Raw genomic sequence first — 24,771 nt, forward strand, 5'->3', positions numbered from 1 at the left:
GAATTCACTCCTTGCTAGAGGGGGCAGGAACTTGGAAAACGTGTCGCAAATAGGCGACGAAATTCGGGTCTTTGCAGTGAGTCTTGCCGGGCTCGTCGGAGATCTTTGCCACCGGCGCGCCGTTGCAGGCAGTCATTTTAAGCACGATGCTCATGGGTTCGACACCTGGAATGTCACAGGTCAGGTTGGTGCCGATGCCGAAGCTGACATTGATACGACCTCGTAGCGCGCGGAATATGTCCAGTGCCTTGGGCAGCGTCAGGCTGTCGGAGAAGGTCAGGGTCTTGCTCATCGGGTCGATGCCGAGCTTGTGATAGTGCGCGATGGCCTTTTCTGCCCAGAGCACCGGGTCACCGGAATCGTGGCGCAAACCGTCGAAGAGCTTGGCGAAAAACAGGTCGAAGTCGCCGAGGAAGGCATCAATGGTAATGCAGTCGGTCAGGGCGATGCCAAGCAGGCCGCGGTATTCGCGAACCCAGCAATCGAGGGCGGCAATCTGGCTATCGATCAGCCGTGGGCCAAGTTGCTGGTGCGCCATGATCCATTCGTGGGCCATGGTGCCCAGCGGTTTCATATCCAGCTCCCGGGACAGGTGCACGTTGCTGGTGCCGACGAAACGCCCGGGAAAGTCGTGCTTGAGCACGTTCACCACTTCTTCCTGCACCCGGTACGAAAAGCGCCGGCGCGTGCCGAAATCGGCTACCTGCAATTGGGACAATTCATCGCTGCTGGCGTTGGCGGTCAGCCAGTCGAACTTGCGATACAGCTGCTCGCGCGCCTGTTCCAGGACGATTTCCCGATAGCGATAGCGATTACGCACTTCGCTGACGATCGCCAATATTGGCACCTCGAACAGGATCACATGCAACCACGGCCCACGCAGGCGGATGAACAGTTCACCGTTTTCGATGCCAGTGTGGATGTAGCGCAGGTTGAAGCGAAATAGCCCGAGAAAGCGCAGGAAATCCGGCTTCAGGAAGCTGATACGCTCCAGGAAACTCAATTGGTCGGCGCTCAGGCTCAGCTCGGCCAGCCGTTCGATCTGGAAACGGATCTCCGCCAGATAGGGGCGCAAATCCTCGCTGTTACGGCAACGAAACTCCCATTCGACTTCTACGTTGGGGTAGTTGTGCAGCACCGCCTGCATCATCGTCAGCTTGTAGAAGTCGGTGTCGAGCAGGTTCTGCACGATGCGATCGGCAAATACACTCTCGCTCATAACGGGGGTTCTCCACATGGAATAAGGCTAGTGGCGCATATCGGTGGTGGTTATTGCCAGTGATTTTTGAATCGGCCCTACACCTGCTCCAGCATCCACTTCACGAAATCGCGCACCTTGGGCACCTCCGCCGAGTGTTCGGGGTACGCCAGGTAATAGGCGTCGGTGCTGGGCATTGCATGCTGCCAGGGAATGACCAGTTTGCCGTCGGCCAGTTCCTCTTCCACCAGGAACCGTGGCAGCAGCGCCACGCCGCAGCCGACCTGCGCCGCGCGGATACACATATAGAAGGTTTCGAAGCGCGGGCCGTGGTAGCTGTGTTCGGTGTGGTAGCCCTGACTGTCGAACCAGTCGTGCCAGGCTTGGGGGCGGGAGGCGTTTTGCAGCAGGACCAGGTCGGTGAGTTGCGTCGGGTCGGTGAACGGCGTGTCGGGGAGGCTGCCTGGTGCACACACCGGCACAAGCTCTTCACTGAATAGCTTCAGGCATTCGGTACCAGGCCTTGAACCCTGGCCGAAGTAGAACGCCAGGTCGCTGCGACCTTGCAGCAGATCGTCGGCTTCCTGTTCATTGCACAGGTCCAGATGGATCGACGGATGGCGCAGGCGCCAGCCCTTGAGGCGTGGCACCAGCCAGCGCGCGCCGAAGGTCGAAGGTGTCGAAACGCGCAGGACTTCGGTTTCACCACCGTAGGAACGCAGGTAATGGGTCGACATCTCGACCTGGGTTAGGATTTTTCGTACTTCCACCAGGTACAAATCGCCCGCTGGCGTCATCTGCAGGCGCCGGCGAACCCGGCGAAACAGCAGGTGCTGCAGCAGCTCTTCCAGTTGCGCCACTTGTTTACTGACGGCGCTCTGGGTCAGGTTCAGCTCTTCCGCGGCCCGGGTGAAGCTCAGGTGGCGGGTCACGGCTTCGAAACACTGCAGCGCAGCGATCGAGGGCAAATAGCGTTTGTTCAGCATGGGCGATCCTTTTTGTACTTGTTTCTGTATTGCCAGCAATGCACAGCATGAATAAACGGAATGATATCTCTCTTAATGGTCGTTTGTTGAGTAACCTCGGGAGCGCTAAAACTACAGGTCTGATCAGTCGTGATCCGGCGACTGCACACGTTCCGTTTTTTGCTTGAGGAGTGACCCATGGTTGCCGCATTGCTTGATCGTCTTGGTGTGAACCCGGCCCTGTACCAGAACGGCAAGGTGCCGGTGCATTCGCCGATCGATGGCAGCACGATTGCCACCGTCAACTGGGAAGGTGCCGCTGAAGTCGAGCAGCACATCAGTCGTGCAGATCATGCATTCGAACTGTGGCGCAAGGTTCCGGCACCGCGTCGTGGCGAACTGGTGCGTCAACTGGGTGACATCCTGCGCGAATACAAGGCCGATCTGGGCGAGCTGGTGTCCTGGGAGGCGGGCAAGATCACTCAGGAAGGCCTGGGTGAAGTTCAGGAAATGATCGACATCTGCGACTTCGCCGTCGGCCTGTCGCGTCAACTGTATGGCTTGACCATCGCCTCCGAGCGTCCTGGCCACCACATGCGCGAGACCTGGCACCCGCTGGGCGTCGTCGGCGTGATCAGCGCCTTTAACTTCCCGGTCGCGGTCTGGGCCTGGAACGCGGCGCTGGCGCTGGTCTGCGGCAACCCGGTGATCTGGAAGCCGTCGGAAAAAACGCCATTGACCGCACTGGCCTGCCAGGCGCTGTTCGACCGCGTCCTGAAAAACTTCAGCGATGCGCCACCGCACCTGAGCCAGGTCGTCATTGGCGGGCGCGATGCCGGCGAAGCCTTGGTTGATGACCCGCGAGTCGCGCTGGTCAGCGCCACGGGCAGCACCCGCATGGGCCGTGAAGTGGCGCCGAAAATCGCCGCGCGTTTCGCCCGCAGCATCCTCGAGCTGGGCGGCAACAACGCGATGATCCTCGGCCCAAGCGCCGATCTGGACATGGCCGTTCGCGCGATCCTGTTCAGCGCCGTCGGCACTGCCGGTCAGCGCTGCACCACCCTGCGTCGCCTGATCGCCCATGAGTCGGTGAAAGAAGAAATCGTCACCCGCCTCAAGGCTGCCTACTCCAAAGTGCGCATCGGCCATCCGCTGGAAGGCAACCTGGTCGGCCCGCTGATCGACAAGCAAAGCTTCGACAATATGCAGGACGCGCTGGAACAGGCACTGAGCGAAGGCGGCCGGGTTTTCGGCGGCAAGCGTCAGCTGGAAGACAAATTCCCGAACGCCTACTACGTTTCGCCGGCCATCGTCGAAATGCCGGAACAGAGTTACGTGGTCTGCCATGAAACCTTCGCGCCGATCCTGTACGTGGTTGGCTATAGCGATTTCAACGAAGCCTTGCGCTTGAACAACGCCGTGCCACAAGGCCTGTCCTCCTGCATCTTCACCGCCGACGTGCGTGAAGCCGAGCAATTCATGTCGGCGGTGGGCAGCGACTGCGGCATCGCCAACGTCAACATCGGGCCGAGCGGTGCGGAAATCGGTGGTGCGTTTGGGGGTGAGAAGGAGACTGGGGGTGGTCGTGAGTCGGGCTCCGATGCATGGCGCGGGTACATGCGCCGTCAGACCAATACCGTGAACTATTCGCTGGAGTTGCCGTTGGCGCAGGGAATTACGTTTGACTAAATCTCGAGTCAAACAGTGATCCCCGGTGGGAGCGGGCTTGCTCGCGAATGCAATCTGACAGTCGACATTATTGGTGGCTGACATACCGCTTTCGCGAGCACGCCTGCTCCCACACTGATTTGTGTGTTGGTTAGGTTTCTGTTGGAGTCTGGCAATGCCGTTACGCGAAGAGTGTCTGTGGGAAAAATTGACGCCACAAAGGCCCGACAATGCGGCGCTCAAGGGTGAAGTGAAGGTTGATGTCTGCGTCATTGGCGCCGGTTTTACCGGGCTGTCGGCGGCGGTGCATCTGCTGGAGCAGGGCAAGACGGTTTGTGTGCTGGAAGCCCATCGTGCAGGGCATGGCGGCTCGGGGCGCAACGTCGGGCTGGTCAATGCCGGGATGTGGATTCCACCGGACGAAATCGAAGCCGGGTTTGGAACGGCGGTGGGCAGTCAGCTCAACCGCATGCTTGGCGCAGCACCTTCCCTGGTGTTCAGCCTTGTGGACAAATACAACATCGATTGCCAGTTGCGCCGCGAAGGCACGCTGCACATGGCGCACAACGCCCGTGGCGAAGCGGATCTGCGCAGTCGTGAAGAGCAGTGGAAGCGCCGTGGCGCGCCAGTCGAGCTGCTGACGGGGCAAGTTTGCGAGCAAGCGACGGGCACCAAAAAAATCGCCGCCGCATTGCTCGATCGCCGTGCTGGCACGCTCAACCCGATGGCCTACACCACTGGGTTGGCCAAGGCGGCCGTTGGCTTGGGCGGTCAGTTGTTCGATCATTCCCCGGTCACCCGTCTTGAGCGTCAAGGTCAGCGCTGGTCAGTACAAACCGCGCAGGGTTCGGTGCTGGCCGAGCAAGTGGTGATCGCGTCCAACGCCTACACCGAAGGCGATTGGACCGAGCTGCGACGCAATTTCTTTCCCGGTTATTACTACCAGGTGGCTTCAGTCCCTCTGACCGAAGACGCCGCACAGCAAATCCTGCCCGGCGGCCAGGGCTCCTGGGACACCCGCCAGGTGCTCAGCAGCATTCGCCGGGACAAGGACGGGCGCCTACTGCTCGGTAGCCTCGGTAATGGCAACCAGAAGCCGGCCTGGTTTCTCAAGGCCTGGGCCGATCGGGTCCAGCAGCATTACTTTCCCTATCTCAAACCGGTGGAATGGGAGTGCACCTGGACCGGGTGCATCGCCTTCACCCCCGATCATTTGATGCGCCTGTTCGAGCCTGCGCCCGGTTTAGTGGCAGTCACCGGTTATAACGGCCGGGGCGTGACCACGGGGACGGTGGTCGGCAAGGCTTTTGCCGATTACTTGTGTAACAAAAATCCTCAGGCGCTACCGATTCCCTTCGCACCCATGCAGCCATTGGCCGGCGTGGGGTTGCGCAGCTGTTTATACGAGGCGGGATTTTCGCTGTATCACGCGGGCCAGTGCTTGCGGATCGTGATTTGAATGTTGATTTTCGTAGTGGGAAGCGGCGCTTTTTCGATCAGCAGCTAGCCTGTAATGGTGCGGGTTGTAGCAGTCCCCGCACCAGCAGTGTGCACTTCGGTGACGCACGTTGTTACAGGCTGGTTGCACGTCGTTTGGTGCCGCGGTTGCAATGATGGCGCAGGCGGGTTGCGCCTCAAAAAAATAATGGTTTCACCTTCCGCGGTTTAGACGGTTGCACGCCCAATGAAAATGGGCCCGAGACAGTCGAAATAATAATAAAGCAGCGACTTTTTTAAGAATAAAAAACCGATGGCACGGCCCTTGCTCTGAGCAGTCAGTGAAGTCGCAGTGCCAATTAAAAAAACCATGGAGCACCACCTCATGTCCCAGACGTTTTACAAGAAAGGCTTTCTGGCCCTCGCAGTGGCAGCTGCGTTGGGTGTTTCTGCGTTTGCCCAGGCCGACATCAAGATCGGCGTAGCGGGTCCAATGACGGGCGCCAATGCGGCATTTGGCGAGCAGTACATGAAGGGTGCACAGGCAGCAGCCGATGCGGTCAACGCAGCGGGCGGCGTCAACGGGGAAAAAATCGTACTGGTCAAGGGCGATGACGCCTGCGAACCGAAACAGGCTGTAACGGTCGCCAAGGACCTGACGAACCAGAAAGTTGCCGGCGTGGTCGGTCACTTCTGCTCCTCGTCGACCATCCCGGCCTCCGAGATCTACGACGAAGCGGGCATCATCGCCATCACTCCAGGTTCCACCAACCCACAGGTTACCGAACGCGGCCTGAGCGCCATGTTCCGCATGTGCGGTCGTGACGACCAGCAAGGCATCGTGGCCGGCGACTACATCGTCGACGTGCTCAAGGGCAAGAAGGTTGTTGTCCTGCATGACAAGGACACCTACGGCCAAGGCCTGGCTGACGCTACGAAGGCCCAGCTGGTCAAGCGCGGCGTAACGCCTGTGCTGTACGAAGGCCTGACCCGTGGTGAGAAAGACTTCAGCACCATCGTGACCAAGATCCGCGGTGCCGGCGCCGACGTAGTCTACTTCGGTGGCCTGCACCCGGAAGCCGGTCCTCTGGTTCGCCAACTGCGTGAACAAGGCCTGAAGGACGTCAAGTTCATGTCTGACGACGGCATCGTGACCGACGAACTGGTAACCACCGCTGGCGGTCCGCAATTCGTCGACGGCGTGCTGATGACCTTCGGTGCAGACCCACGCCTGCTGCCAGACAGCAAGACCGTGGTAGACGCCTTCCGCAAGGCCGGTACCGAGCCTGAAGGCTATACCCTGTACGCCTACGCTTCGGTCCAGACCCTGGCGGCGGCTTTCAACGGCGCCAAATCCAACAAGGGCGAAGAAGCGGCTGCGTGGCTGAAGAAAAACCCGGTCAAGACCGTCATGGGCGAGAAGACCTGGGACAGCAAGGGCGACCTGAAGGTCTCCGACTACGTGGTTTACCAGTGGGACAAGGATGGCAAATACCACCAGCTGGAAAAACAGAAGTAAGGGCTGACCCGATCAGCTGAGCCCCACTGATCCTTTGTGTGAGCGGGCTTGCCCGCGAAGGCGCCAGACCAGTCGACAGCGTGTTGACTGATGCACCGCTTTCGCTGGCAAGCCAGCTCCTACAGGGGCGGTGTGGGACCCTGACTGACATTGCTCCGACGTAAATCTGTATTTTCCTTAGAAGAACCGCGCAGCCACCTGTGCAGGTTCTCATTGCGTGAGATTGCGTTATGGATGGTATTTTCCTGCAGCAACTGGTCAACGGCCTGACCCTCGGGTCGGTCTATGGCCTGATCGCCATCGGCTACACAATGGTCTATGGCATCATCGGCATGATCAACTTCGCCCACGGCGAGGTTTACATGATTTCCGCTTACCTCGCGGCGATCAGTCTGGCTCTGCTGGCATACTTCGGTATTGAATCCTTCCCTCTGCTGATGCTCGGCACCCTGATCTTCACCATCGTCGTCACGGCGGTGTACGGCTGGGTCATCGAGCGCGTCGCCTACAAACCCCTGCGTAACTCCACCCGACTGGCACCGCTGATCAGCGCCATCGGTATCTCGCTGATCCTGCAAAACTATGCGCAGATCGCCCAGGGTGCCAAGCAACAGGGCGTCCCGACGTTGCTCACGGGGGCCTGGCGTGTCGAGGTCGGAACAGGTTTCGTGCAGTTGACCTACACCAAGGTGTTCATCCTGGTCGCCGCGTTTGTCGGCATGGCCGCGCTGACCTACATCATCAAGTACACCAAGCTCGGCCGCATGTGCCGCGCGACCCAGCAAGACCGCAAGATGGCTTCGATCCTGGGGATCAACACCGACCGGGTGATTTCCTATGTGTTCATCATCGGTGCAGCGATGGCGGCCCTGGCCGGCGTGCTGATCACCATGAACTACGGCACGTTCGACTTCTATGCCGGCTTCATCATCGGCATCAAGGCCTTCACTGCCGCGGTGCTCGGCGGGATCGGCTCACTGCCAGGCGCCATGCTGGGCGGGATCATCCTCGGGATTTCCGAGTCGCTGTTCTCTGGCCTGGTGAACTCGGACTACAAAGACGTTTTCAGCTTCTCGCTGCTGGTTCTCGTTCTGGTCTTTCGGCCCCAAGGCCTGCTCGGCCGTCCTCTTGTGTCGAAGGTGTAAGCGATGTCCTCAACCACTAAAAAAACCATTGATCTCAAAAAAAGTCTGGTTGACGCGATTCTTGCCGGCCTCATCGCCCTGATCGTGTTCGGGCCGATTGTCGGCGTTGTCCTCGAAGGCTACGGATTCAACCTGGAAACCACTCGCGTGGCGTGGATCGTCGCTATCGTCATGGCCGGTCGCTTTGCCTTGAGCATGTTCCTGCAAACCCCCAAGGGTTTGAGCATCCTCGAAGGCTTTGAAAGCACCGGTTCCGGAGTTCATGTACTGGCACCTGACTACAAGTCGCGCCTGCGCTGGATCATCCCGTTGATGATCGTCATCGCCGTGGTGTTCCCGTTTTTCTCCAACTCCTACCTGCTGGGCGTGGTCATCCTCGGGTTGATCTACGTGTTGCTGGGCCTGGGGCTGAACATCGTGGTCGGCCTGGCCGGCCTGCTTGACCTGGGTTACGTGGCGTTCTACGCCATCGGTGCCTACGGCCTTGCACTCGGTTATCAGTACCTGGGGCTGGGTTTCTGGACGGTGCTGCCGCTGGCGGCGATCACCGCCGGGCTGGCCGGTTGCATCCTCGGGTTCCCGGTGCTGCGCCTGCACGGTGACTACCTGGCGATCGTGACCCTGGGCTTTGGTGAAATCATCCGGCTGATCCTCAACAACTGGCTGTCCCTGACCGGCGGCCCGAACGGCATGCCGGCACCACTGCCGACCTTCTTCGGCCTGGAATTCGGCAAGCGCGCGAAGGACGGCGGCGTGCCGTTCCACGAGTTCTTCGGCATCGCCTACAACCCGGATGTGAAGTACTACTTCATCTACGCGGTGTTGTTCCTGGTGGTTCTGGCCGTGTTGTACGTCAAGCATCGTCTGGTCAAGATGCCTGTCGGCCGCGCTTGGGAAGCCCTGCGTGAAGACGAAATCGCCTGCCGCTCCATGGGCCTGAACCACGTGCTGGTCAAGCTCTCGGCATTCACCATCGGCGCATCGACGGCCGGTCTGGCCGGCGTGTTCTTCGCCACCTACCAAGGGTTCGTTAACCCGACCTCGTTCACCTTCTTCGAATCGGCCCTGATCCTCGCCATCGTGGTCCTTGGTGGCATGGGCTCGACCATCGGCGTGGTGATTGCCGCCTTCGTCCTGACCGTGGCCCCGGAACTGCTGCGTGGCTTCGCCGAATACCGTGTGCTGCTGTTCGGCATCCTGATGGTGTTGATGATGATCTGGCGACCGCGCGGCCTGATTCGGATCAGCCGTACCGGTGTGACCCCGCGTAAAGGAGTAGCGCCATGAGCGAAGTCGTACTCTCCGTAGAGAAGCTGATGATGCACTTTGGCGGCATCAAGGCTTTGAATGATGTCAGCCTGAAGGTCAAGCGCAACTCGATCTTCGCCCTGATCGGCCCCAACGGCGCCGGCAAGACTACCGTGTTCAACTGCCTGACGGGGTTCTACAAGGCCTCCGGCGGCAAGATCGAACTCAATGTGCGCGGGCAGCAGACCAACGTCATCAAGCTGCTCGGCGAATCGTTCAAGGCGACCGATTTCGTCTCGCCCAAAAGCTTCATCACCCGGCTGCGCTACAAGATGTTCGGCGGCACCCACCTGGTGAACCGTGCTGGCCTGGCGCGGACGTTCCAGAACATTCGCCTGTTCAAGGAAATGTCGGTGCTGGAAAACCTGCTGGTGGCCCAGCACATGTGGGTCAACCGCAACATGCTGGCCGGTATCCTTAATACCAAGGGCTACCGCAAGGCCGAAAGCGATGCACTGGACCACGCCTTCTACTGGCTGGAAGTGGTGGACCTGGTGGACTGTGCCAACCGTCTGGCGGGCGAACTGTCCTACGGCCAGCAACGCCGTCTGGAAATTGCCCGGGCCATGTGCACCCGTCCGCAGATCATCTGCCTGGACGAGCCGGCCGCCGGCCTCAACCCTCAGGAAACCGAAGCGCTGAGCGCGATGATCCGTCTGCTGCGCGACGAGCACGATCTGACCGTGGTGCTGATCGAACACGACATGGGCATGGTAATGAGTATTTCCGACCACATCGTGGTACTGGACCACGGCGTCGTCATCGCCGAGGGAGGTCCCAACGAAATTCGCAACGATCCGAAAGTGATTGCCGCCTATCTGGGCGCCGATGAAGAGGAGCTCGTATGACTAACGGAGCCATCCTCGAACTCAAGGATCTGGATGTGTTCTACGGGCCGATCCAGGCGCTGAAGAACGTCTCGCTGCACATCAACGAAGGGGAAACCGTCAGCCTGATCGGCTCCAACGGTGCCGGCAAGTCGACCCTGCTGATGTCGATCTTCGGCCAGCCGCGGGCGGCAGGCGGGCAGATCCTCTACCAGGGCGTGGACATTACCCACAAGTCGTCGCACTACATCGCCTCCAACGGCATTGCACAGTCGCCGGAAGGGCGGCGGGTGTTCCCCGACATGACCGTCGAGGAAAACCTGCTGATGGGCACCATCCCCATTGGCGACAAATACGCCAAGGAAGACATGCAGCGCATGTTCCAGCTGTTCCCGCGGCTCGAAGAGCGGCGCACCCAGCGTGCAATGACCATGTCCGGTGGCGAGCAGCAGATGCTGGCCATCGCCCGGGCCCTGATGAGCCGGCCAAAGTTGCTCTTGCTCGATGAGCCGAGCCTTGGGCTGGCGCCCATCGTGGTCAAGCAGATCTTCGCGACCCTGCGGGAACTGGCCAAGACCGGCATGACCATTTTCCTGGTCGAGCAGAACGCCAACCATGCACTTCGGTTGTCGGACCGGGCATACGTGATGGTCAATGGCGAGATTCGCATGACCGGTACTGGCAAGGAGCTGCTGGTCAACGAGGATGTGCGTAACGCGTATCTCGGCGGGCACTAAACCTTAGCGTCCAATGAAAACGCCCTGAGAAATCAGGGCGTTTTTTTTCGTCCGTATGTGGTAACGGAAATTGTGGAAAACAAAATTGGCGACCTCCCAAACCGCGACATAAAGCCGCTGCAAATGGTTGTTTTGTCACGGTTTTGACTTGTCCCCGTTTACTGTGGAACTGGCTGTGAATAACGTGGGAGTAGCTGGCTGAAAGCCTTTGAATCCGTGGCCTGCAGAGCTGTGGTTGTTTTTTGATCAGGCTTTTTTTCGGGCCTTCAAGGTGGCTTTGTCAACCTTTTTATTAAGGAGGAAAGCGCAGTGAAACACAGTGGGCAAGCCTGTGGATAAGTCTGTGATTAAACTCTGGAAAGACTCGGCTGAGGGCCGTGGTTACTGGCTTGGCGCCACTGCAGGCTTGACCGCCCGGTCGGGAAATTGACCCCCGGCTACACAGCAGGCCGATGCGGGTCAAGCAAAAAAGTTTCAAATCTGCCCGCAAAGCCTTGTGGATAGCGGCTTTCAGCTTTTCCACTTGCCCCCGGAAAGTGTGGATGGGGCTGTGGATAACGTGCGCGCACATGTCTGCAAGCCACGGTCTGCAAGGTGTTGCAAGCTTTGCTCGTTTTTTGTACAGATAGCGCGCCGGTTGCCGCTGTGCGCAAGGCCGGGCATGCTGCCTGCTGATTTTCTATTCCAATGGCTGGCGAATCAGCCGTAGCAAGGAGAACACCATGTCCAACACCCTGTTTATCACCGGCGCGACTTCCGGTTTTGGTGAAGCCTGTGCCCGTCGTTTTGCCGAGGCCGGCTGGAAACTGGTGCTGACGGGGCGTCGTGAAGAGCGCCTCAATGCCCTGTGCGCCGAGTTGTCGACGCAGACCGAAGTGCATGGCCTGGTGCTCGATGTGCGTGACCGCAAGGCTATGGAAGAAGCCATTGCCAACCTGCCGCCGTCCTTCGCCAAGCTGCGCGGACTTATCAACAACGCAGGCCTGGCCCTGGGTGTCGACCCTGCGCCCAAGTGCGACCTGGACGATTGGGACACCATGGTCGATACCAACGTCAAAGGCCTGATGTACAGCACCCGCCTGCTGTTGCCGCGCCTGATCGCCCATGGCCGTGGCGCCGGTATCGTCAACCTGGGATCCATCGCGGGCAACTATCCGTACCCGGGCAGCCACGTGTATGGCGCCACCAAGGCGTTCGTCAAACAGTTCTCCCTGAACCTGCGTTGCGACCTTCAGGGAACCGGCGTGCGGGTCAGCAACATCGAACCGGGCCTGTGCGAAAGCGAGTTCTCCCTGGTACGTTTCGCCGGTGACCAGGAGCGTTACAACGCAACCTACGCCGGTGCCGAGCCGATCCAGCCGCAAGACATCGCCGACACCATTTTCTGGGTCCTCAATGCGCCGGCGCATATCAACATCAACAGCCTGGAGCTGATGCCGGTGAGCCAGACCTGGGCCGGGTTTGCGATTGATCGCAGTGGTGGCAAGGCTTAAGACCGCGTTATGGCCATTCGCGAGCAGGTTCAGCGCGATCCTCGTGGGAGCGAGCCTGCTCACGAAGAGGCCGGAACAGACAGCGCCTGACATCAGCTAGACTCCTCACCCAACAAACCGTCTTAAAGGTTCGGGGAGACCCTGTGAGCAATCGAGGCGAGCAGTCGCTGCTCAAGCAATCGACCTTCCTGATGCTGGCCGTGGCGATCGCCGGGATCGTCACCGGCGTTGTCTCAGGCGCCCAATCCATCCTGTTCGATGGCTTCTTCTCGCTGATCGCGACCTTCATCAAGGTGCTGATGCTCATCACCGCGAAGTTGATCGCCAAGGAAAGCAACCAGCGCTTCCAGTTTGGCTTCTGGCACCTGGAACCCATGGTGTTGCTGATCGAAGGCAGCTTCCTGTTCCTGATCGCCATCTACGCGTTTCTCAACGGTGTGTTCGGCATCATCAATGGTGGTCGCGAGATCGAGCTTGGGCTGGTGATCGTCTACGCCGCGGTGTTTACCGTCGTTGAGTTCGCCTATTTCTTCTACGTGCGCCATCGCAACCGCAAGCTGAAATCAACGCTGCTGCAATTCGACAACATCAGCTGGCTGGTGGATGCGATGCTGTCAGCAGGCTTGCTGGTGAGCTTCCTCGCCGCACTGTTGCTGAAGACCCAGGGTTACGCCCAGTGGGCGATTTATGTCGACCCGCTGATCCTGATTCTGCTGGCCCTGAGCATGCTCGCGCCGGCCTTCAAGATTCTTGGCCCTGCACTGCGCGATGTGCTGGGAATCGCCCCGGATCAACTGGATGAGAAAGTGAATCAGGTACTGGCGGCGGCGAAGATCGAGCATGGTTTCGACGACTACATTTCCTACGTGCAGAAACACGGCCGGGCCTGTTTTATCGAGATTCACATAGTATTGCCGACCAATTATCGGCTTAACAGCGTGGTGCAGCTGGATGCGCTGCGAGAGGAAATTTCCGCGAAGCTCGGCAAGCCCGATGCGGCGAGATGGCTGACCATCAGCTTTACCGGGGATCGCAAGTGGATTGCGTAAAGTGATCGTTCAGTCAGCGAAGATACTCAGCCAATCCACGATAACAAGTCGCCAAGTGATAAGGCGTAGTCGACGGCATGTCCAGACGGCTCACTTCACCTTGCTCATCGCGGCACTCATACCAGCCCCCCGCATGCAGTGATCGCTGCTGCAAGGCCTGCAACTGGCGCAGTACCGCAGCCTCGCTGCCCGGCCGCAGCGTCAATGCGCGCAAGTACTCGGCCTGGGCCCAGATGCGCTGCGTTGCGTCCCGAGAAGCGCCATCCGGCCCCAGATCAAGCATGGCCCGCACGGCACCGGTCTGTTGATCGACGCCCAGTTGTTCGGTAAAGGCGAAGGCGCGCTCCAGCGAGGCATGCAAGGGTGACCCGCGTAGCAACTCGGACGACTCCAGCAGGAAATACCATTCGAACTGATGCCCCGGTTCGAACCAGTTATCCACAGTACCCAGCGGTTTTTCCATCAGCACGCCGTGTTGCGGATCGATAAAACGCTGCTGCATCCCTGTGCATAAGTCGACAAGCGCCTGTTGCACTGCGCAGTCTTCACGCACCGACAGCGTGGCGAGGAAGGCTTCAGCCAGGTGCATCAACGGATTCTGCAGCGGACCGCTGTTCAACGACGACCAGTCACGATCGAGGCTCGCTTCGTAGAGGCCGTCACCGCTGGCAAAACGTTGCGCGATCACTTCCAGGGCGGCGTTGAGCACCGATTCCACCAGCGGCTCGCGGACTTTGTCCCAGTAATGGGCACAGGCGAACAGAATAAATGCGTGGGTGTAGAGGTCTTTACGCTGATCCAGCGGCGCGCCCTGTGGGTCGATGCTGTAGAACCAGCCGCCGTGCTCGGCATCGTGGAAGTGCCGCTGCAAGGAACGGAACAACGCCGCCGCACGCTCCCGGGCACCTGGCACTTGGTCGATCAGGCTGGCAAACAGATACAACTGCCGCGCGCAGGCCATGGCCCGGTAGCGTTGCGGGGGCAGCGGAGTGTGCTCGGCGTCCAGCGCCTCGTAGGGGAGCGCCATGTCGGCATTCCAGCCGGGACCTTGCCAGAGCGGCACGATCACGTCCTGGAAGTGCTGTTGCACCGAGGCAAACAGGGCGGTCAGTTCAGGCTGGGAGGCGGAGCGGGAAACAGGCGGCATTGGCTGGCGTCGTCACGGCAGGGTTGATTGCGCGACATGTTAGCAGGCCTGAGCAGTGTGTTGTCTGTCAGGCCGCCTTCGCGAGCAAGCCCGCTCCCACATTGGTCCTGCGTACACAGTTCCACTGTGGGAGCGGGCTTGCTCGCGAAGAGGCCATGACAATCGATAGAGAGCTAGGCCGCCAACAACCAGACTCCGGTCGCCGCCGAAGCCACGCCTGCGAGTCGAATCAACGGCGCAGCGGCGCGCGGCAACACCCGCACCACCGCATAACCCGCTGCATGCAACGCTGCGGTCGCCGCCACAAACCCTGCCGCATATGTCCAAGGACTCGACAGGTCCGGCAATTCCAAGCCATGCGCCACGCCATGGAAGAGCGCAAACATCGCCGTTGCACCCATCGCCAGACTCAACGGCGGACGCACCGCCAGTGCAACCGCCAGGCCCAGCGCCAACACAGACGCGGCGATCCCGCTTTCCATTGCCGGCAGGCTCAACCCTGCGAAACCCAGCAGCCCGCCGATCAGCAGGGTGCCAACGAAGGTGCACGGCAGCACCCAGCGCGCAGCACCCTTCTGCTGCGCCGCCCACAAGCCGACCGCGAGCATCGCCAACAAATGGTCGAGGCCACCGATCGGGTGGCTGATGCCGGCGAGCAAGCCATTGTCACCATGTCCCGGGTGAGCGAACGCGATGGCCGGTGTCAACAGCAGGGCCATGGCGCCCAGAATGCGTTTCAGTGTCATGCAGAAGCTTCCTTGTGGATAAGTCATGCTCAGGCTGCTGTCAGCAGGCCCTGGCGTTCGATGAAGGCAATGATGGCGTCCAGGCCCTGGCCGGTTTTCTGGTTGCTGAACACGAACGGCTTGCCGTTGCGCATGCGCGTTGTGTCGCTGTCCATCAGGGTCAGCGACGCCCCCACCAGCGGCGCCAGATCGATTTTGTTGATCACCAGCAGATCGGATTTGCAGATCCCCGGCCCGCCTTTGCGTGGCAACTTGTCGCCCGCGGAAACGTCGATCACGTAGATGGTCAGGTCGGACAGCTCCGGGCTGAAGGTGGCCGAGAGATTGTCGCCGCCGGACTCCACCAGGATCAGGTCCAGCCCCGGGAAACGGCGATTCAGTTGATCCACGGCCTCGAGGTTGATCGAGGCGTCTTCACGTATCGCCGTATGCGGGCAGCCACCGGTTTCCACGCCAATAATGCGTTCCGGCGCCAGCGCTTCATTGCGCACCAGGAAATCGGCGTCTTCGCGGGTGTAGATGTCGTTGGTCACCACGGCCAGGTTGTAGCGTTCGCGCAGGGCCAGGCACAGGGCCAGGGTCAGGGCGGTTTTACCTGAGCCGACCGGGCCGCCGATGCCGACGCGCAAAGGTTGTGTGTTCATGTGGTTCTCCAAAATAAAAGGCCCTAGGACCGGAACAGACGGCTGTACTGGCGCTCGTGGGCCATACACGCCAGGGACAGGCCAAACGCGGCGCTGCCATAGTGGTCGGGGTTGATTCGGGTAGCGTCGTGTTGGGCCTGTTGCAGCAGCGGCAGCAGTTCGCTGGTCAAGCGCTGCGCGGCCTGCTGGCCCAGTGGCAGGGTTTTCATCAGGACCGCCAATTGGTTTTCCAGCCAGCTCCACAGCCACGCGGCCAGTGCATCCTGCGGGCTGATCTGCCAGGCGCGAGCCGCCAGCGCCCAGCACAAGGCCAGGTGGGGCTCGGGTCGGTGTTCGAGAAAGGCGCGGGCCTGGGAGTCCAGTTCCGGCAGGCCGTTGAGCAGTTGCTGCAAGGAGTAGCCCATTTGCCGGCTTTCCTGATACAGCTCACGGGTTTCCCGGCTGGCACGGTGTTCTTCGCAGCGCTGCAGCAGTTCGCTCCAGTTTTCCTCGGTCGCCGCCACGCAGTGGGCGAGCAGCAGCGGTGCCTCGAAGCGGGCGAGATTGAGCAGCATTTGATCGCTGATCCAGTGTCGCGCGCTGGTGGAATCGTGCACACGGCCATTGTCCACCGCCATTTCCAGGCCTTGGGAATAGCTGTAGCCGCCAATCGGCAACTGTGGGCTGGCCAGGCGCAGCAAGGCCCATGCAGGGTTCATGGGCGCACGCCGAACTGGTGCAGTTTTGGCGGGTAATTGAAATTGTCGTCACCGTGACGGGAGTGGTGATGACCGCCGCCGTAGGCGCCATGTTCAGGTTGAAACCCGGCTTCAATGGGCTCGACGTCAGCGCCGAGTTGTTCGAGCATGGCCTTGAGCACATAGTCGTCGAGCAGGCGCAACCAGCCGTCGCCCACTTGCAGTGCGACATGACGATTACCCAGGTGATAGGCGGCACGGGTCAGTTCGAAGGCATTGGCGCAGGTGACATGCAGCAATTGCTCGGGACGGGCACAGACACGCACGACGCGGCCATCTTCGGCCTGCAGACATTCGCCGTCATACAATGGCGATTGACCCCGCTCCAAAAACAACCCGACGTCTTCGCCCTCGGCACTGAAACAGCGCAAACGGCTTTTACTCCGGGCTTCGAAGGTCAGGTGCAGCTCGGCGGCCCAGTCGGGTTGAGGGTCGATTCTGCGATGAATCACCAGCATCGGAAAGCTTCCAGCAATGGACAATGCTCAGGCAAGAGCAAGGGGCTTGCCAATCCGCTGATGCGTAGGAAATACCTGTAGGAGCTGTAGGAAAAGTTTCTGGGCGCAAAGGATTTTGGGTGAAATTGGTGCGCAGTTTTTCCCTGTGCACCAAGTTGAAGCCGGGCGGGTGTACTTTCGCGGTGCTTACTCGGTACTGCCCAGCCCCTGCCAGTGCTTGAGGCCGATAAAGATGAACCGCAGCTGTTGGGTGATCTTTGCCTGGGGCGTCAAGTGCTCGGGCAATGCCTCGACGGGAGGGTCGATGATGTCCGGCAGGGTGGCGAACACGCTTTTGACGATCAGGTCGGCCATGACGCTCAGGCCGGCGATGTCAAGGTGCTGCAGTTTCGGCATCAGGGACAGGTCGGCGGCGAGGTCCGAACTGATGTCCTCGCGCAAGCGACCGATGGCCAGGCGTACCGGCAATGAGCCGCCGTACTGCTCCCTGGCCAGAAACAGGAATTGCGAACGGTTGGCCGACACCACATCGAGAAAGATCCGCACGGACGCATCGATGATGCCGCCCATGACGAACTCGTTATGACGCACCAGGCGAATGGTTTCCCGGAAGGTCTGGCCGACCTCGCTCACCAGCACCAGGCCGAGCTCATCCATATCGGCGAAATGCCGGTAGAAACCGGTAGGCACGATGCCGGCGGTCTTAGCGACTTCGCGCAGGCTCAGGCTGCCGAAACCTCGGCCGCCCTCCATCAAATGGCGGGCCGCGTCCATCAAGGCGTTGCGGGTTTGTTGTTTCTGTTCGGCGCGGGGCAGCATCGCAAGGGCGTTTTCTGAAAAGGACTGCGGCGCACTCTAGCAAATCGGCTTTGCCGGCGTCGAACGACGTAAGGGGAGATCAGGCGGGGAGGTGCAACTTCTACAAAGGTTATGGCCAGAAAGTCAAAAGCCCAATCCGGTGATTGGGCTTTTTTTCAGGGCCGCCATGGGCTCAGCTCATAGCGCTGTTGCGTTCGATAACACGGTCACCACCACCTTCGGCAACGGTTTGACCTGGCGTGCGGTCGGAACCATCGGCGGCCAGGGTTTGGCCAGGGGTGCGGTCCGAACCGTCAGCGGCAACCGTCTGACCTTGTGGAGTCTGGTCGTAGCCGTCTTCAGCAACTGTTTGACCTTGTGGGGTTTGATCGTAACCGTCTTCAGTGATCAGGCCTTTTTCTTTCAGGCGATCGTTTCCACCTTCGGCAATGGTTTGACCTGGGGTGCGGTCGGAGCCATCAGCGGCGACGGTTTGGCTGAACACCGAGTGAGTGTCTTTCACTTGCGGGGTGGCCTGGTCGGCGGCTGGCAGTGCAAAGGCGGTGCTGGCCAGCATTGAAAGTGTAAGGCTAAGCAGAAGTTGGCGTTTCATGATGGGGTGCTCCGTGGGAGGGCGATAAATTGGGTACGAAGGCAATGCTACTCTCGATAAGTCGATATAAAAGTTCATAAACGCAATGTTAATAATCAACGGAATTGATTGTTCTCTACAGCCCTTGTAAACCGGGCCTTCGCGGTGCACCCAGGTGGGTATTTTCGACCCAGTCGTGCCACGCAAAAGTGCGAAGTCGGTAACGCGGCCGGGAAGAGAGCGTCACGCTTAAGCGGTCAATTGCGGCAAAATCGGCTTTTCGATTAAACCTGCGGGCTATTTACCAGTCGTAGATTCCATGACGGGCCGGTTCTGGCCCTGCGTTTCTCCTGAGCATCGTGATCGTGACGCTCAGCCGTATCAGGAGCTCTGTGCAATGATGCGCACCCGTAGGATTCTCGCCTGGACCCTGACCACCTTCGTTGTGTTGTTGGCCGTGCTGGTGCTGATCATCGTGTTCTTCGACTGGAACCGGATCAAACCACCCCTCAATGCCAAGGTGTCCGAGGAACTGCATCGCCCGTTTGCCATCAATGGCAATCTGGCAGTGGTCTGGCAGCGCGAGCCCGAGGAGGGCGGCTGGCGTGCCTGGGTGCCATGGCCGCACGTGGTGGCAGAAGATCTGAGCCTGGGCAACCCGGACTGGTCGAAGGCGCCGCGCATGGCCAGCCTCAAGCGCGTAGAGTTGCGTATTTCGCCGCTGGCCTTGTTGGCGCAGCGTGTGGTGATCCCGCGCATCGACTTCACCGAACCCAATGCCGAGTTGCAACGCCTGGCCGACGGGCGTGCCAACTGGACGTTCAAGTTCGACCCGAAAGACCCGAACGCCGAGCCCTCGCCCTGGGTGGTGGATATCGGCGCGATTGGATTCGACAAGGGACATGTCACTCTCGACGACCAGAGCCTGAAGACTCAGCTGGATCTACTGATCGACCCTTTGGGCAAGCCGATTCCCTTCAGCGAAATCGTCGGCGACAAAGCCGCGAAAACGGCGTCCGAGCAGGGCGGCGCACCCCAGGACTACGCGTTTGCCCTGAAGGTCAAAGGCCAATACCACGGCCAGAAACTCACGGGCCAGGGCAAAATCGGCGGCCTGCTGGCGTTGCAGGACGCGGGGCGGCCATTTCCGCTGCAGGCGCAAGCGAAGATCGGCGACACCAGCGTCGAACTGGCCGGCACGCTGACCGATCCGATGAATCTGGGCGCGCTGGATTTACGCCTGAAACTGGCCGGTACCAGCCTGGGCAACCTCTATCCCCTGACCGGTGTGACCCTGCCGGATACGCCGCCCTATGCCACCGACGGCCATCTGATCGCCAAGTTGCATGAGCCAGGCGGGGCGGTTTTTAGATATGAAGGGTTCAACGGCACGATCGGCTCGAGTGACATCCATGGCAGCCTGGCCTACGTCGCGGGCCAGCCACGCCCCAAACTCAGCGGTTCGCTGTTATCCAATCAATTGTTGTTTGCCGACCTGGCCCCGTTGATCGGCGCTGACTCCAACGCCAAGCAGAAAGCCCGCGGCGGCGAAAGCAAGCAGCCACCGGACAAGGTATTGCCGGTCGAGGAGTTCAAGACGGATCGCTGGCGCGACATGGACGCGGATGTGGAATTTACCGGCAAGCGCATCGTCCATAGCGAAAAGTTGCCGTTCAACGATCTTTACACGCATCTGGTGCTTACCGATGGCGTGCTCAGTCTCGAGCCGCTGCGATTCGGCGTAGCCGGTGGCAAGCTGGATGCGCAGATTCGCCTGAACGGGCACACGGAACCCTTGGAAGGCCGGGCAAAACTGACGGCTCGGGGCTTCAAGCTCAAGCAGTTGTTCCCGACCTTCGAACCGATGAAAACCAGCTTCGGCGAGCTCAATGGCGATGCCGACATTACCGGGCGCGGCAACTCGGTGGCCAAGCTGCTGGGCGGTGCCAACGGCAATCTGAAAATGCTCATCAATGACGGTGCCATCAGCCGCGAGTTGATGGAGCTGGCCGGGTTGAACGTCGGCAACTACGTAGTCGGCAAGATCTTTGGCGACAAGGAAGTGAAGATCAACTGTGCCGCTGCCGATTTCGACATCAAGAGCGGTCTGGCCACTACGCGGTTGTTCGTCTTCGATACCGAGAACGCGATCATCTATATCGATGGCACGGCGAATATGGCGACTGAGCAGTTAGACCTGACCATCACGCCGGAATCCAAAGGCTGGCGGCTGATCTCGCTGCGATCGCCGCTGTATGTGCGCGGCAAGTTCATCAAGCCCGACGCCGGTGTTAAAGCTGTTCCCTTGATGTTGCGTGGGGCCGGGATGGTTGCACTGGGTGTGATCGCCGCACCGGCGGCAGGGCTGTTGGCGCTGGTGGCGCCGAGCGGCGGAGAACCCAATCAGTGTGCGCCGTTGCTGGAGCAGATGAAGGCGGGGAAGGCGCCGAAGACCGTTAAAAACTAAAAGAAATGAAGATTGCTCTCCCATATAAATCAGTTCCCTGTGTGGCTGTATTGATATAGCGGGTGGTCAAGCAAACAATGCTTCGTGGCTTGGAGTTCAGGGTAATAATGTGTCACGTATGGGATTTGGTAAGTAAGGCTTAGACTGATAAGTTGTCATTGTCAGCCAGTTGGCTGTCATAAATTCTCCACATGGATTTGGATTTTATATGACTATTTTAGTTCCGAGCATCGAAGAGAGTCGTGTGTTTTTCGCCAGTGCGCAACTTGAGCCATTGGTTGCCAAGGCAAAAGTCATCAGGTCCTTTGCCGATTTGAATAATCAGGCGGTGGCTAAATCGGATCTTCTGTTGGGTGAGAACGTTCCGACGGCGATCGGATTTACAGATAATCTCGACGAAGACAAAAAACAGGCAGCGGCGGACAGTATTCATTTTGCCGAGCGTTATGCAGATACCTATTCGGATAAAATCAAGGCGGCCATTGAGTGGCACTTAAAATACGCTGAAGCATTGAAGCATTGTGGTTGGACGCTGACAAATAACAAATACAAAGAGGATGTGAGTAAGCAAGCGCAAGTCACAATGGATTCCATTGTTCTTGATATTGTTAAGGCGACTGCGGGCAGGAATGGTCCAGCACTTGTCCAAATGTTGAACAGCGGCTTTAACAGAATTCAGTCAGATGAGCAACTTGTAACTGTATTTGACAAGAATAGCAAAAAGGGTAAAGACGCAGATTTCAGGATCATACCGTGCCTACAAACTCCTGGGGGTACAGCAATTGCAACTTTTGTATCGGTGGATTGTGAACTGTCGACGTCACAAGGAGGGGCTTGGTTTTGGAAGTGGAAGTTTTCCAATTTGAGAATGAAGCGAGTGGCGTCTGTGATGGAACTGAATATGGGACAGCATGATCGTCGGCGCAGTCAAATCATGGAGCTTCTTGATCAAAATTCGGACGATTTTTTCAAGGGCGTCAATCTGAAGTGATTCATTCGTCATCGGGATGCTTGCTGGGCTTCTCGACGCGGGGGTGCAGCAAGGAGAGTAGTATGGTCAAGGATGATGTTTTATTAGTTGCTGGTAATTTTACCTCTGTTCCAATCGATGTTTTTGAAGTATTGAAAAAAGATGTGGTTGATTCTATCTTGTTCTCTCAATTATATGCGAGTTCAAAGGTTGTAAAGTTCTCCGATTCGCGAAAGTGGTATGAAAGTTATACTGAAGCGTTGTCGAAATCGAAGTGGAAGACTGGAGGTCATAAATTTAGTCGTGTCGAACTGGGTGAGGGGGTGTCCGTTGTTTTGAATTCCCTTATTCATAAGAGATTGGCCTCGGTTGCGGGTTTTCCTCAGGTGGAACAATTTGAACGTCTTATGAATAGCATTCAAAGTGATGTTGCCGCGGAGGCGATCGCTTCAACAACTGAAGAGCATGCGATGGTGTGCAAGGTTGAGGGAAAAGCTTCAGCGGTTTCGAACGTCGTTCTCAATGTGAATTTGGTAGGGCAGGGGCCGGTTATATATTCGGTGTTTGTCTGCTTTAACACTGAGCAAAAGGTCGAAAGTAATTTTTTTCATCAGGAATTTATAAGTGAGCTTGTTGTGGGTGAGATTGATATTGGGATCTCGCAATTTGTACTCGATAAGTATGCCTATGAAAAAAGTCGAATGCGGGAGAAAATTCTTTGCAGTCTTCCCGATGACACGGCTTCATTAGTGCTTGATATCACCGCTAATAGCGTTGTCCAAGTGCGATAATTCCTTCGTGCCTGTGATCGCAGCTTGAGGCTGCGATCCAGGCATTAGCCCCGATGATTTTGCTTCCTCTTGCAACCATGTAAAAAACGCCCGAACCGGAGGATGTCGCTCACGCCCCGGTACGCACAGTGCGCTGTAACCGGCGCCATCGACCTGGAGTTCGCCCCGATACGCCATTAATAATCCACTGGCCACGCTTTCTGAAACCAAGATATTGCTGGCCAGCACCAAACCCTGTCCGGCAATGGCCGCTTGCAGGGCGTAATGCTCTTCATCGTATTCGCGCACGGTGGGCTGACCCTCTAGCCAAGCCTCACCAGACTGTGCACACCAGGCTTCCCAGCCATGGGCGTAAAGCTTGGAATTGTGCCAGTGCACACTAATCAAGGTAGGCCTGTGACGGGCAGCCAAGGCCACTTGTTCCGGCGAGCCGTAAACGCCGAAAGACTCGTCGAACAGGCATAGGCCATACAGGTTCGGATAATCATCGAGGCTGTAGCGCACCACCAGGTCGACACTGGCGTCCTGATGCAAGTCGATGACCTCACAATGGGTGTCCAGGCGGACACTGATGTTTGGGTGTCGAGCATAGAAACGACCCAGGCGCGGCACCAGCCAGAGGGCGGCGAAGGCGGCGGTGGTGGAGATTGTCAGGTTCGTGCGGCTGCGGTGCGGGCGCAGGGTGTCGACGCTCTGTGCCACTTCCAGCAAGGCACCGTGCAGGCTATGGAACAGCCGTTCGCCACCCTCGGTCAGGCGCACCTGGCGCGGCAAGCGTTCGAACAGGGCCACACCCAGCCAGCTCTCGAGGGAGCGGATCTGGTGTGACACCGCAGTCGGGGTCACTGAAAGTTCTTCGGCGGCGGCCTTGAAACTCAGCAGGCGCGAGGCGGATTCGAAAGCGCGCAGGGCGGTCAATGGCAAGGAGGCAAACATGACATCTCCATGGATGAAATGAATTCATCCTGACTGATTTTTGTTCAGTTGTAGCAGGGCGGCTATGAGCTCCAAGCTGCAAGCCACCAGCCGTTTGAGTTTAGTCCCAAGGAGATTCAGATGAACACAGTTCTTGCGATTCATGCCAGTCCACGGGGTGATCGGTCGCACTCCCGACGTTTGGCGGAAGTGTTTCTGTCGGCCTGGCAGGCCCGTCACCCGCAGTCGAAACTGACTCGCCGCGAAGTCGGCCGGGCGTTGATCCCGCCGGTCAACGAAGCCTTCGTGGCCGCCGCGTTTTACCCCGAACCCGATGCGCGTCCGCTGTCGATGCAGGCAGATCTGGCGTTCAGCGATACGTTGGTGGGCGAGTTGCTCGGCCATGACGTATTGGTGATTTCCACACCGATGCACAACTTCAGCGTGCCAAGCGGCTTGAAAGCCTGGATCGACCAGATCGTGCGGCTTGGGCTGACCTTCAATCACACCCTGGATAACGGTATCGCGCAGTACGAGCCGCTGGTGCAGGGCAAAAAGGCCTTGATCGTCACCAGTCGCGGCGGCTTCGGCTTCGGCCCGGGCGGTGAGTTGGAGGCGTTGAACCATGCCGATACGCTGCTACGCACGGCGCTGGGATTCATCGGCATCACCGATGTCACCGTGGTCGCCGCTGAAGGCGAAGAGTCCGAGGCGCGCACATTCGAAGTCTCGGCCGCCGAAGCAGAGCAGCGCTTGCTGGCACTGGCCAGGGAGTTCTAGGTGGCCTGGCTGTTTTTGCTGATCGCCGCCGGGTTCGAAGTTACCTTCGCCATGGGCATGAAGTACGCCGAGGGCTTTACCCGGCTCTGGCCCTCGCTGATGACCATCGTGGCCGCGGTGGGCGGGATTTACTTCCTGACCCTGGCCATGCGTGAGTTGCCGGTGAGCATCGCCTACCCGATCTGGACCGCCATCGGTTCCCTGGGCACGGTGTTCCTCGGCTTTGCCTTGCTCGGTGAGAGCCTGACCGCGGTCAAGCTGTTGTCGGTCGGGCTGATCGTGGCGGGTGTGGTGGGGCTGAAGTAGGGTGGATGGCCTAGACTGGTCGTCGATTTGTCATGTTCGCTGGCGAAGCTTGGCGGATGTCTTGCATCCGCCAG

At 58.9% G+C, this 24,771-nt stretch carries 24 protein-coding genes; 14 read left to right on the forward strand and 10 right to left on the reverse strand.

Annotation, left to right across the window (positions count from 1 at the left end; genetic code table 11):
- Positions 1 to 4 precede the first annotated feature (4 nt).
- Positions 5 to 1,219, reverse strand: coding sequence for a nicotinate phosphoribosyltransferase (gene pncB / locus NQL71_RS11820; RefSeq protein ID WP_046819757.1), 1,215 nt, complete (start codon positions 1,217 to 1,219; stop codon positions 5 to 7).
- A gap of 77 nt (positions 1,220 to 1,296) precedes the next feature.
- A complete protein-coding gene (locus NQL71_RS11825; RefSeq protein ID WP_020797622.1) occupies positions 1,297 to 2,184 on the reverse strand; it encodes a LysR family transcriptional regulator in 888 nt (295 codons plus the stop codon).
- Between the two features lie 177 nt (positions 2,185 to 2,361).
- On the opposite strand from NQL71_RS11825, the gene amaB reads away from it, so the two are divergent.
- The 9 genes from amaB to NQL71_RS11870 all read left to right on the forward strand — a co-directional run bounded on the left by amaB (position 2,362) and on the right by NQL71_RS11870 (position 13,346).
- Entirely contained in the window at positions 2,362 to 3,852 is a 1,491-nt protein-coding gene (amaB, locus tag NQL71_RS11830) for an L-piperidine-6-carboxylate dehydrogenase (protein WP_274642678.1), read from the forward strand.
- Between the two features lie 154 nt (positions 3,853 to 4,006).
- Positions 4,007 to 5,290 (forward strand): L-pipecolate oxidase, encoded by a 1,284-nt coding sequence (gene amaA, locus NQL71_RS11835; protein WP_046819755.1) that lies wholly within the window; start codon positions 4,007 to 4,009, stop codon positions 5,288 to 5,290.
- A 363-nt stretch (positions 5,291 to 5,653) separates the two neighbouring features.
- Complete coding sequence (locus NQL71_RS11840; protein ID WP_020797619.1) at positions 5,654 to 6,787, forward strand: branched-chain amino acid ABC transporter substrate-binding protein; 1,134 nt, start codon at positions 5,654 to 5,656, stop codon at positions 6,785 to 6,787.
- Positions 6,788 to 7,017: 230 nt separating this feature from the next.
- Positions 7,018 to 7,932: an ABC transporter permease subunit gene (locus NQL71_RS11845; protein ID WP_046819754.1), complete on the forward strand. Its 915-nt coding sequence runs from the start codon at positions 7,018 to 7,020 to the stop codon at positions 7,930 to 7,932.
- A gap of 3 nt (positions 7,933 to 7,935) precedes the next feature.
- Positions 7,936 to 9,219, forward strand: coding sequence for a high-affinity branched-chain amino acid ABC transporter permease LivM (livM, locus tag NQL71_RS11850; RefSeq protein WP_046819753.1), 1,284 nt, complete (start codon positions 7,936 to 7,938; stop codon positions 9,217 to 9,219).
- Entirely contained in the window at positions 9,216 to 10,088 is an 873-nt protein-coding gene (locus NQL71_RS11855; protein WP_046819752.1) for an ABC transporter ATP-binding protein, read from the forward strand. The genes livM and NQL71_RS11855 overlap by 4 nt, the downstream gene beginning before the upstream one ends.
- A complete protein-coding gene (locus tag NQL71_RS11860; RefSeq protein ID WP_046819751.1) occupies positions 10,085 to 10,804 on the forward strand; it encodes an ABC transporter ATP-binding protein in 720 nt (239 codons plus the stop codon). The genes NQL71_RS11855 and NQL71_RS11860 overlap by 4 nt, the downstream gene beginning before the upstream one ends.
- 722 nt (positions 10,805 to 11,526) lie before the next feature.
- Positions 11,527 to 12,297, forward strand: coding sequence for an SDR family oxidoreductase (locus NQL71_RS11865; RefSeq protein WP_046819750.1), 771 nt, complete (start codon positions 11,527 to 11,529; stop codon positions 12,295 to 12,297).
- Positions 12,298 to 12,440: 143 nt separating this feature from the next.
- On the forward strand, positions 12,441 to 13,346 hold the full coding sequence (locus NQL71_RS11870) for a cation diffusion facilitator family transporter (RefSeq protein WP_046819749.1): 906 nt from the start codon (positions 12,441 to 12,443) through the stop codon (positions 13,344 to 13,346).
- A gap of 13 nt (positions 13,347 to 13,359) precedes the next feature.
- On the opposite strand, the gene NQL71_RS11875 is transcribed toward NQL71_RS11870, so the two are convergent.
- The 7 genes from NQL71_RS11875 to NQL71_RS11905 all read right to left on the reverse strand — a co-directional run bounded on the left by NQL71_RS11875 (position 13,360) and on the right by NQL71_RS11905 (position 18,489).
- The gene (locus NQL71_RS11875; RefSeq protein WP_077185386.1) at positions 13,360 to 14,493 is read right to left on the reverse strand and encodes an AGE family epimerase/isomerase; all 1,134 of its coding nucleotides are present in this window, start codon (positions 14,491 to 14,493) and stop codon (positions 13,360 to 13,362) included.
- Between the two features lie 173 nt (positions 14,494 to 14,666).
- Entirely contained in the window at positions 14,667 to 15,239 is a 573-nt protein-coding gene (locus NQL71_RS11880) for a HupE/UreJ family protein (protein ID WP_274642679.1), read from the reverse strand.
- A 29-nt stretch (positions 15,240 to 15,268) separates the two neighbouring features.
- Positions 15,269 to 15,883, reverse strand: coding sequence for an urease accessory protein UreG (ureG, locus tag NQL71_RS11885; RefSeq protein ID WP_008058937.1), 615 nt, complete (start codon positions 15,881 to 15,883; stop codon positions 15,269 to 15,271).
- Positions 15,884 to 15,906: 23 nt separating this feature from the next.
- Entirely contained in the window at positions 15,907 to 16,581 is a 675-nt protein-coding gene (locus NQL71_RS11890; protein ID WP_046819746.1) for an urease accessory protein UreF, read from the reverse strand.
- Positions 16,578 to 17,078 (reverse strand): urease accessory protein UreE, encoded by a 501-nt coding sequence (gene ureE / locus NQL71_RS11895; protein WP_166619048.1) that lies wholly within the window; start codon positions 17,076 to 17,078, stop codon positions 16,578 to 16,580. Before ureE ends, NQL71_RS11890 begins: the two co-directional genes overlap by 4 nt.
- Before the next feature lie 186 nt (positions 17,079 to 17,264).
- Complete coding sequence (locus NQL71_RS11900) at positions 17,265 to 17,897, reverse strand: TetR family transcriptional regulator (protein WP_046819744.1); 633 nt, start codon at positions 17,895 to 17,897, stop codon at positions 17,265 to 17,267.
- A gap of 172 nt (positions 17,898 to 18,069) precedes the next feature.
- The gene (locus NQL71_RS11905; RefSeq protein ID WP_046819743.1) at positions 18,070 to 18,489 is read right to left on the reverse strand and encodes a hypothetical protein; all 420 of its coding nucleotides are present in this window, start codon (positions 18,487 to 18,489) and stop codon (positions 18,070 to 18,072) included.
- A 376-nt stretch (positions 18,490 to 18,865) separates the two neighbouring features.
- Here NQL71_RS11905 and NQL71_RS11910 point away from each other — a divergent pair, with 376 nt between their 5' ends.
- From NQL71_RS11910 to NQL71_RS11920, 3 genes are all read left to right on the forward strand, one after another.
- Positions 18,866 to 20,935, forward strand: coding sequence for an AsmA family protein (locus NQL71_RS11910; protein WP_274642680.1), 2,070 nt, complete (start codon positions 18,866 to 18,868; stop codon positions 20,933 to 20,935).
- Between the two features lie 208 nt (positions 20,936 to 21,143).
- Entirely contained in the window at positions 21,144 to 21,926 is a 783-nt protein-coding gene (locus tag NQL71_RS11915) for a hypothetical protein (RefSeq protein ID WP_274642681.1), read from the forward strand.
- A 62-nt stretch (positions 21,927 to 21,988) separates the two neighbouring features.
- Positions 21,989 to 22,696: a hypothetical protein gene (locus NQL71_RS11920; RefSeq protein WP_274642682.1), complete on the forward strand. Its 708-nt coding sequence runs from the start codon at positions 21,989 to 21,991 to the stop codon at positions 22,694 to 22,696.
- Here the strand turns inward: NQL71_RS11920 and NQL71_RS11925 are convergent.
- Positions 22,652 to 23,632 carry a LysR substrate-binding domain-containing protein gene (locus NQL71_RS11925; RefSeq protein WP_046819739.1) on the reverse strand — a complete coding sequence of 327 codons (981 nt, stop codon included), beginning with the start codon at positions 23,630 to 23,632 and terminating at the stop codon, positions 22,652 to 22,654. The two genes, NQL71_RS11920 and NQL71_RS11925, sit on opposite strands and share 45 nt — an antisense overlap.
- A gap of 120 nt (positions 23,633 to 23,752) precedes the next feature.
- Here NQL71_RS11925 and NQL71_RS11930 point away from each other — a divergent pair, with 120 nt between their 5' ends.
- Positions 23,753 to 24,391 carry an FMN-dependent NADH-azoreductase gene (locus tag NQL71_RS11930; protein ID WP_046819738.1) on the forward strand — a complete coding sequence of 213 codons (639 nt, stop codon included), beginning with the start codon at positions 23,753 to 23,755 and terminating at the stop codon, positions 24,389 to 24,391.
- Complete coding sequence (locus NQL71_RS11935) at positions 24,392 to 24,697, forward strand: DMT family transporter (protein WP_046819737.1); 306 nt, start codon at positions 24,392 to 24,394, stop codon at positions 24,695 to 24,697.
- Positions 24,698 to 24,771: the final 74 nt, after the last annotated feature.

Source organism: Pseudomonas serbica (assembly GCF_028823535.1).
GTDB lineage: Bacteria > Pseudomonadota > Gammaproteobacteria > Pseudomonadales > Pseudomonadaceae > Aquipseudomonas > Aquipseudomonas serbica.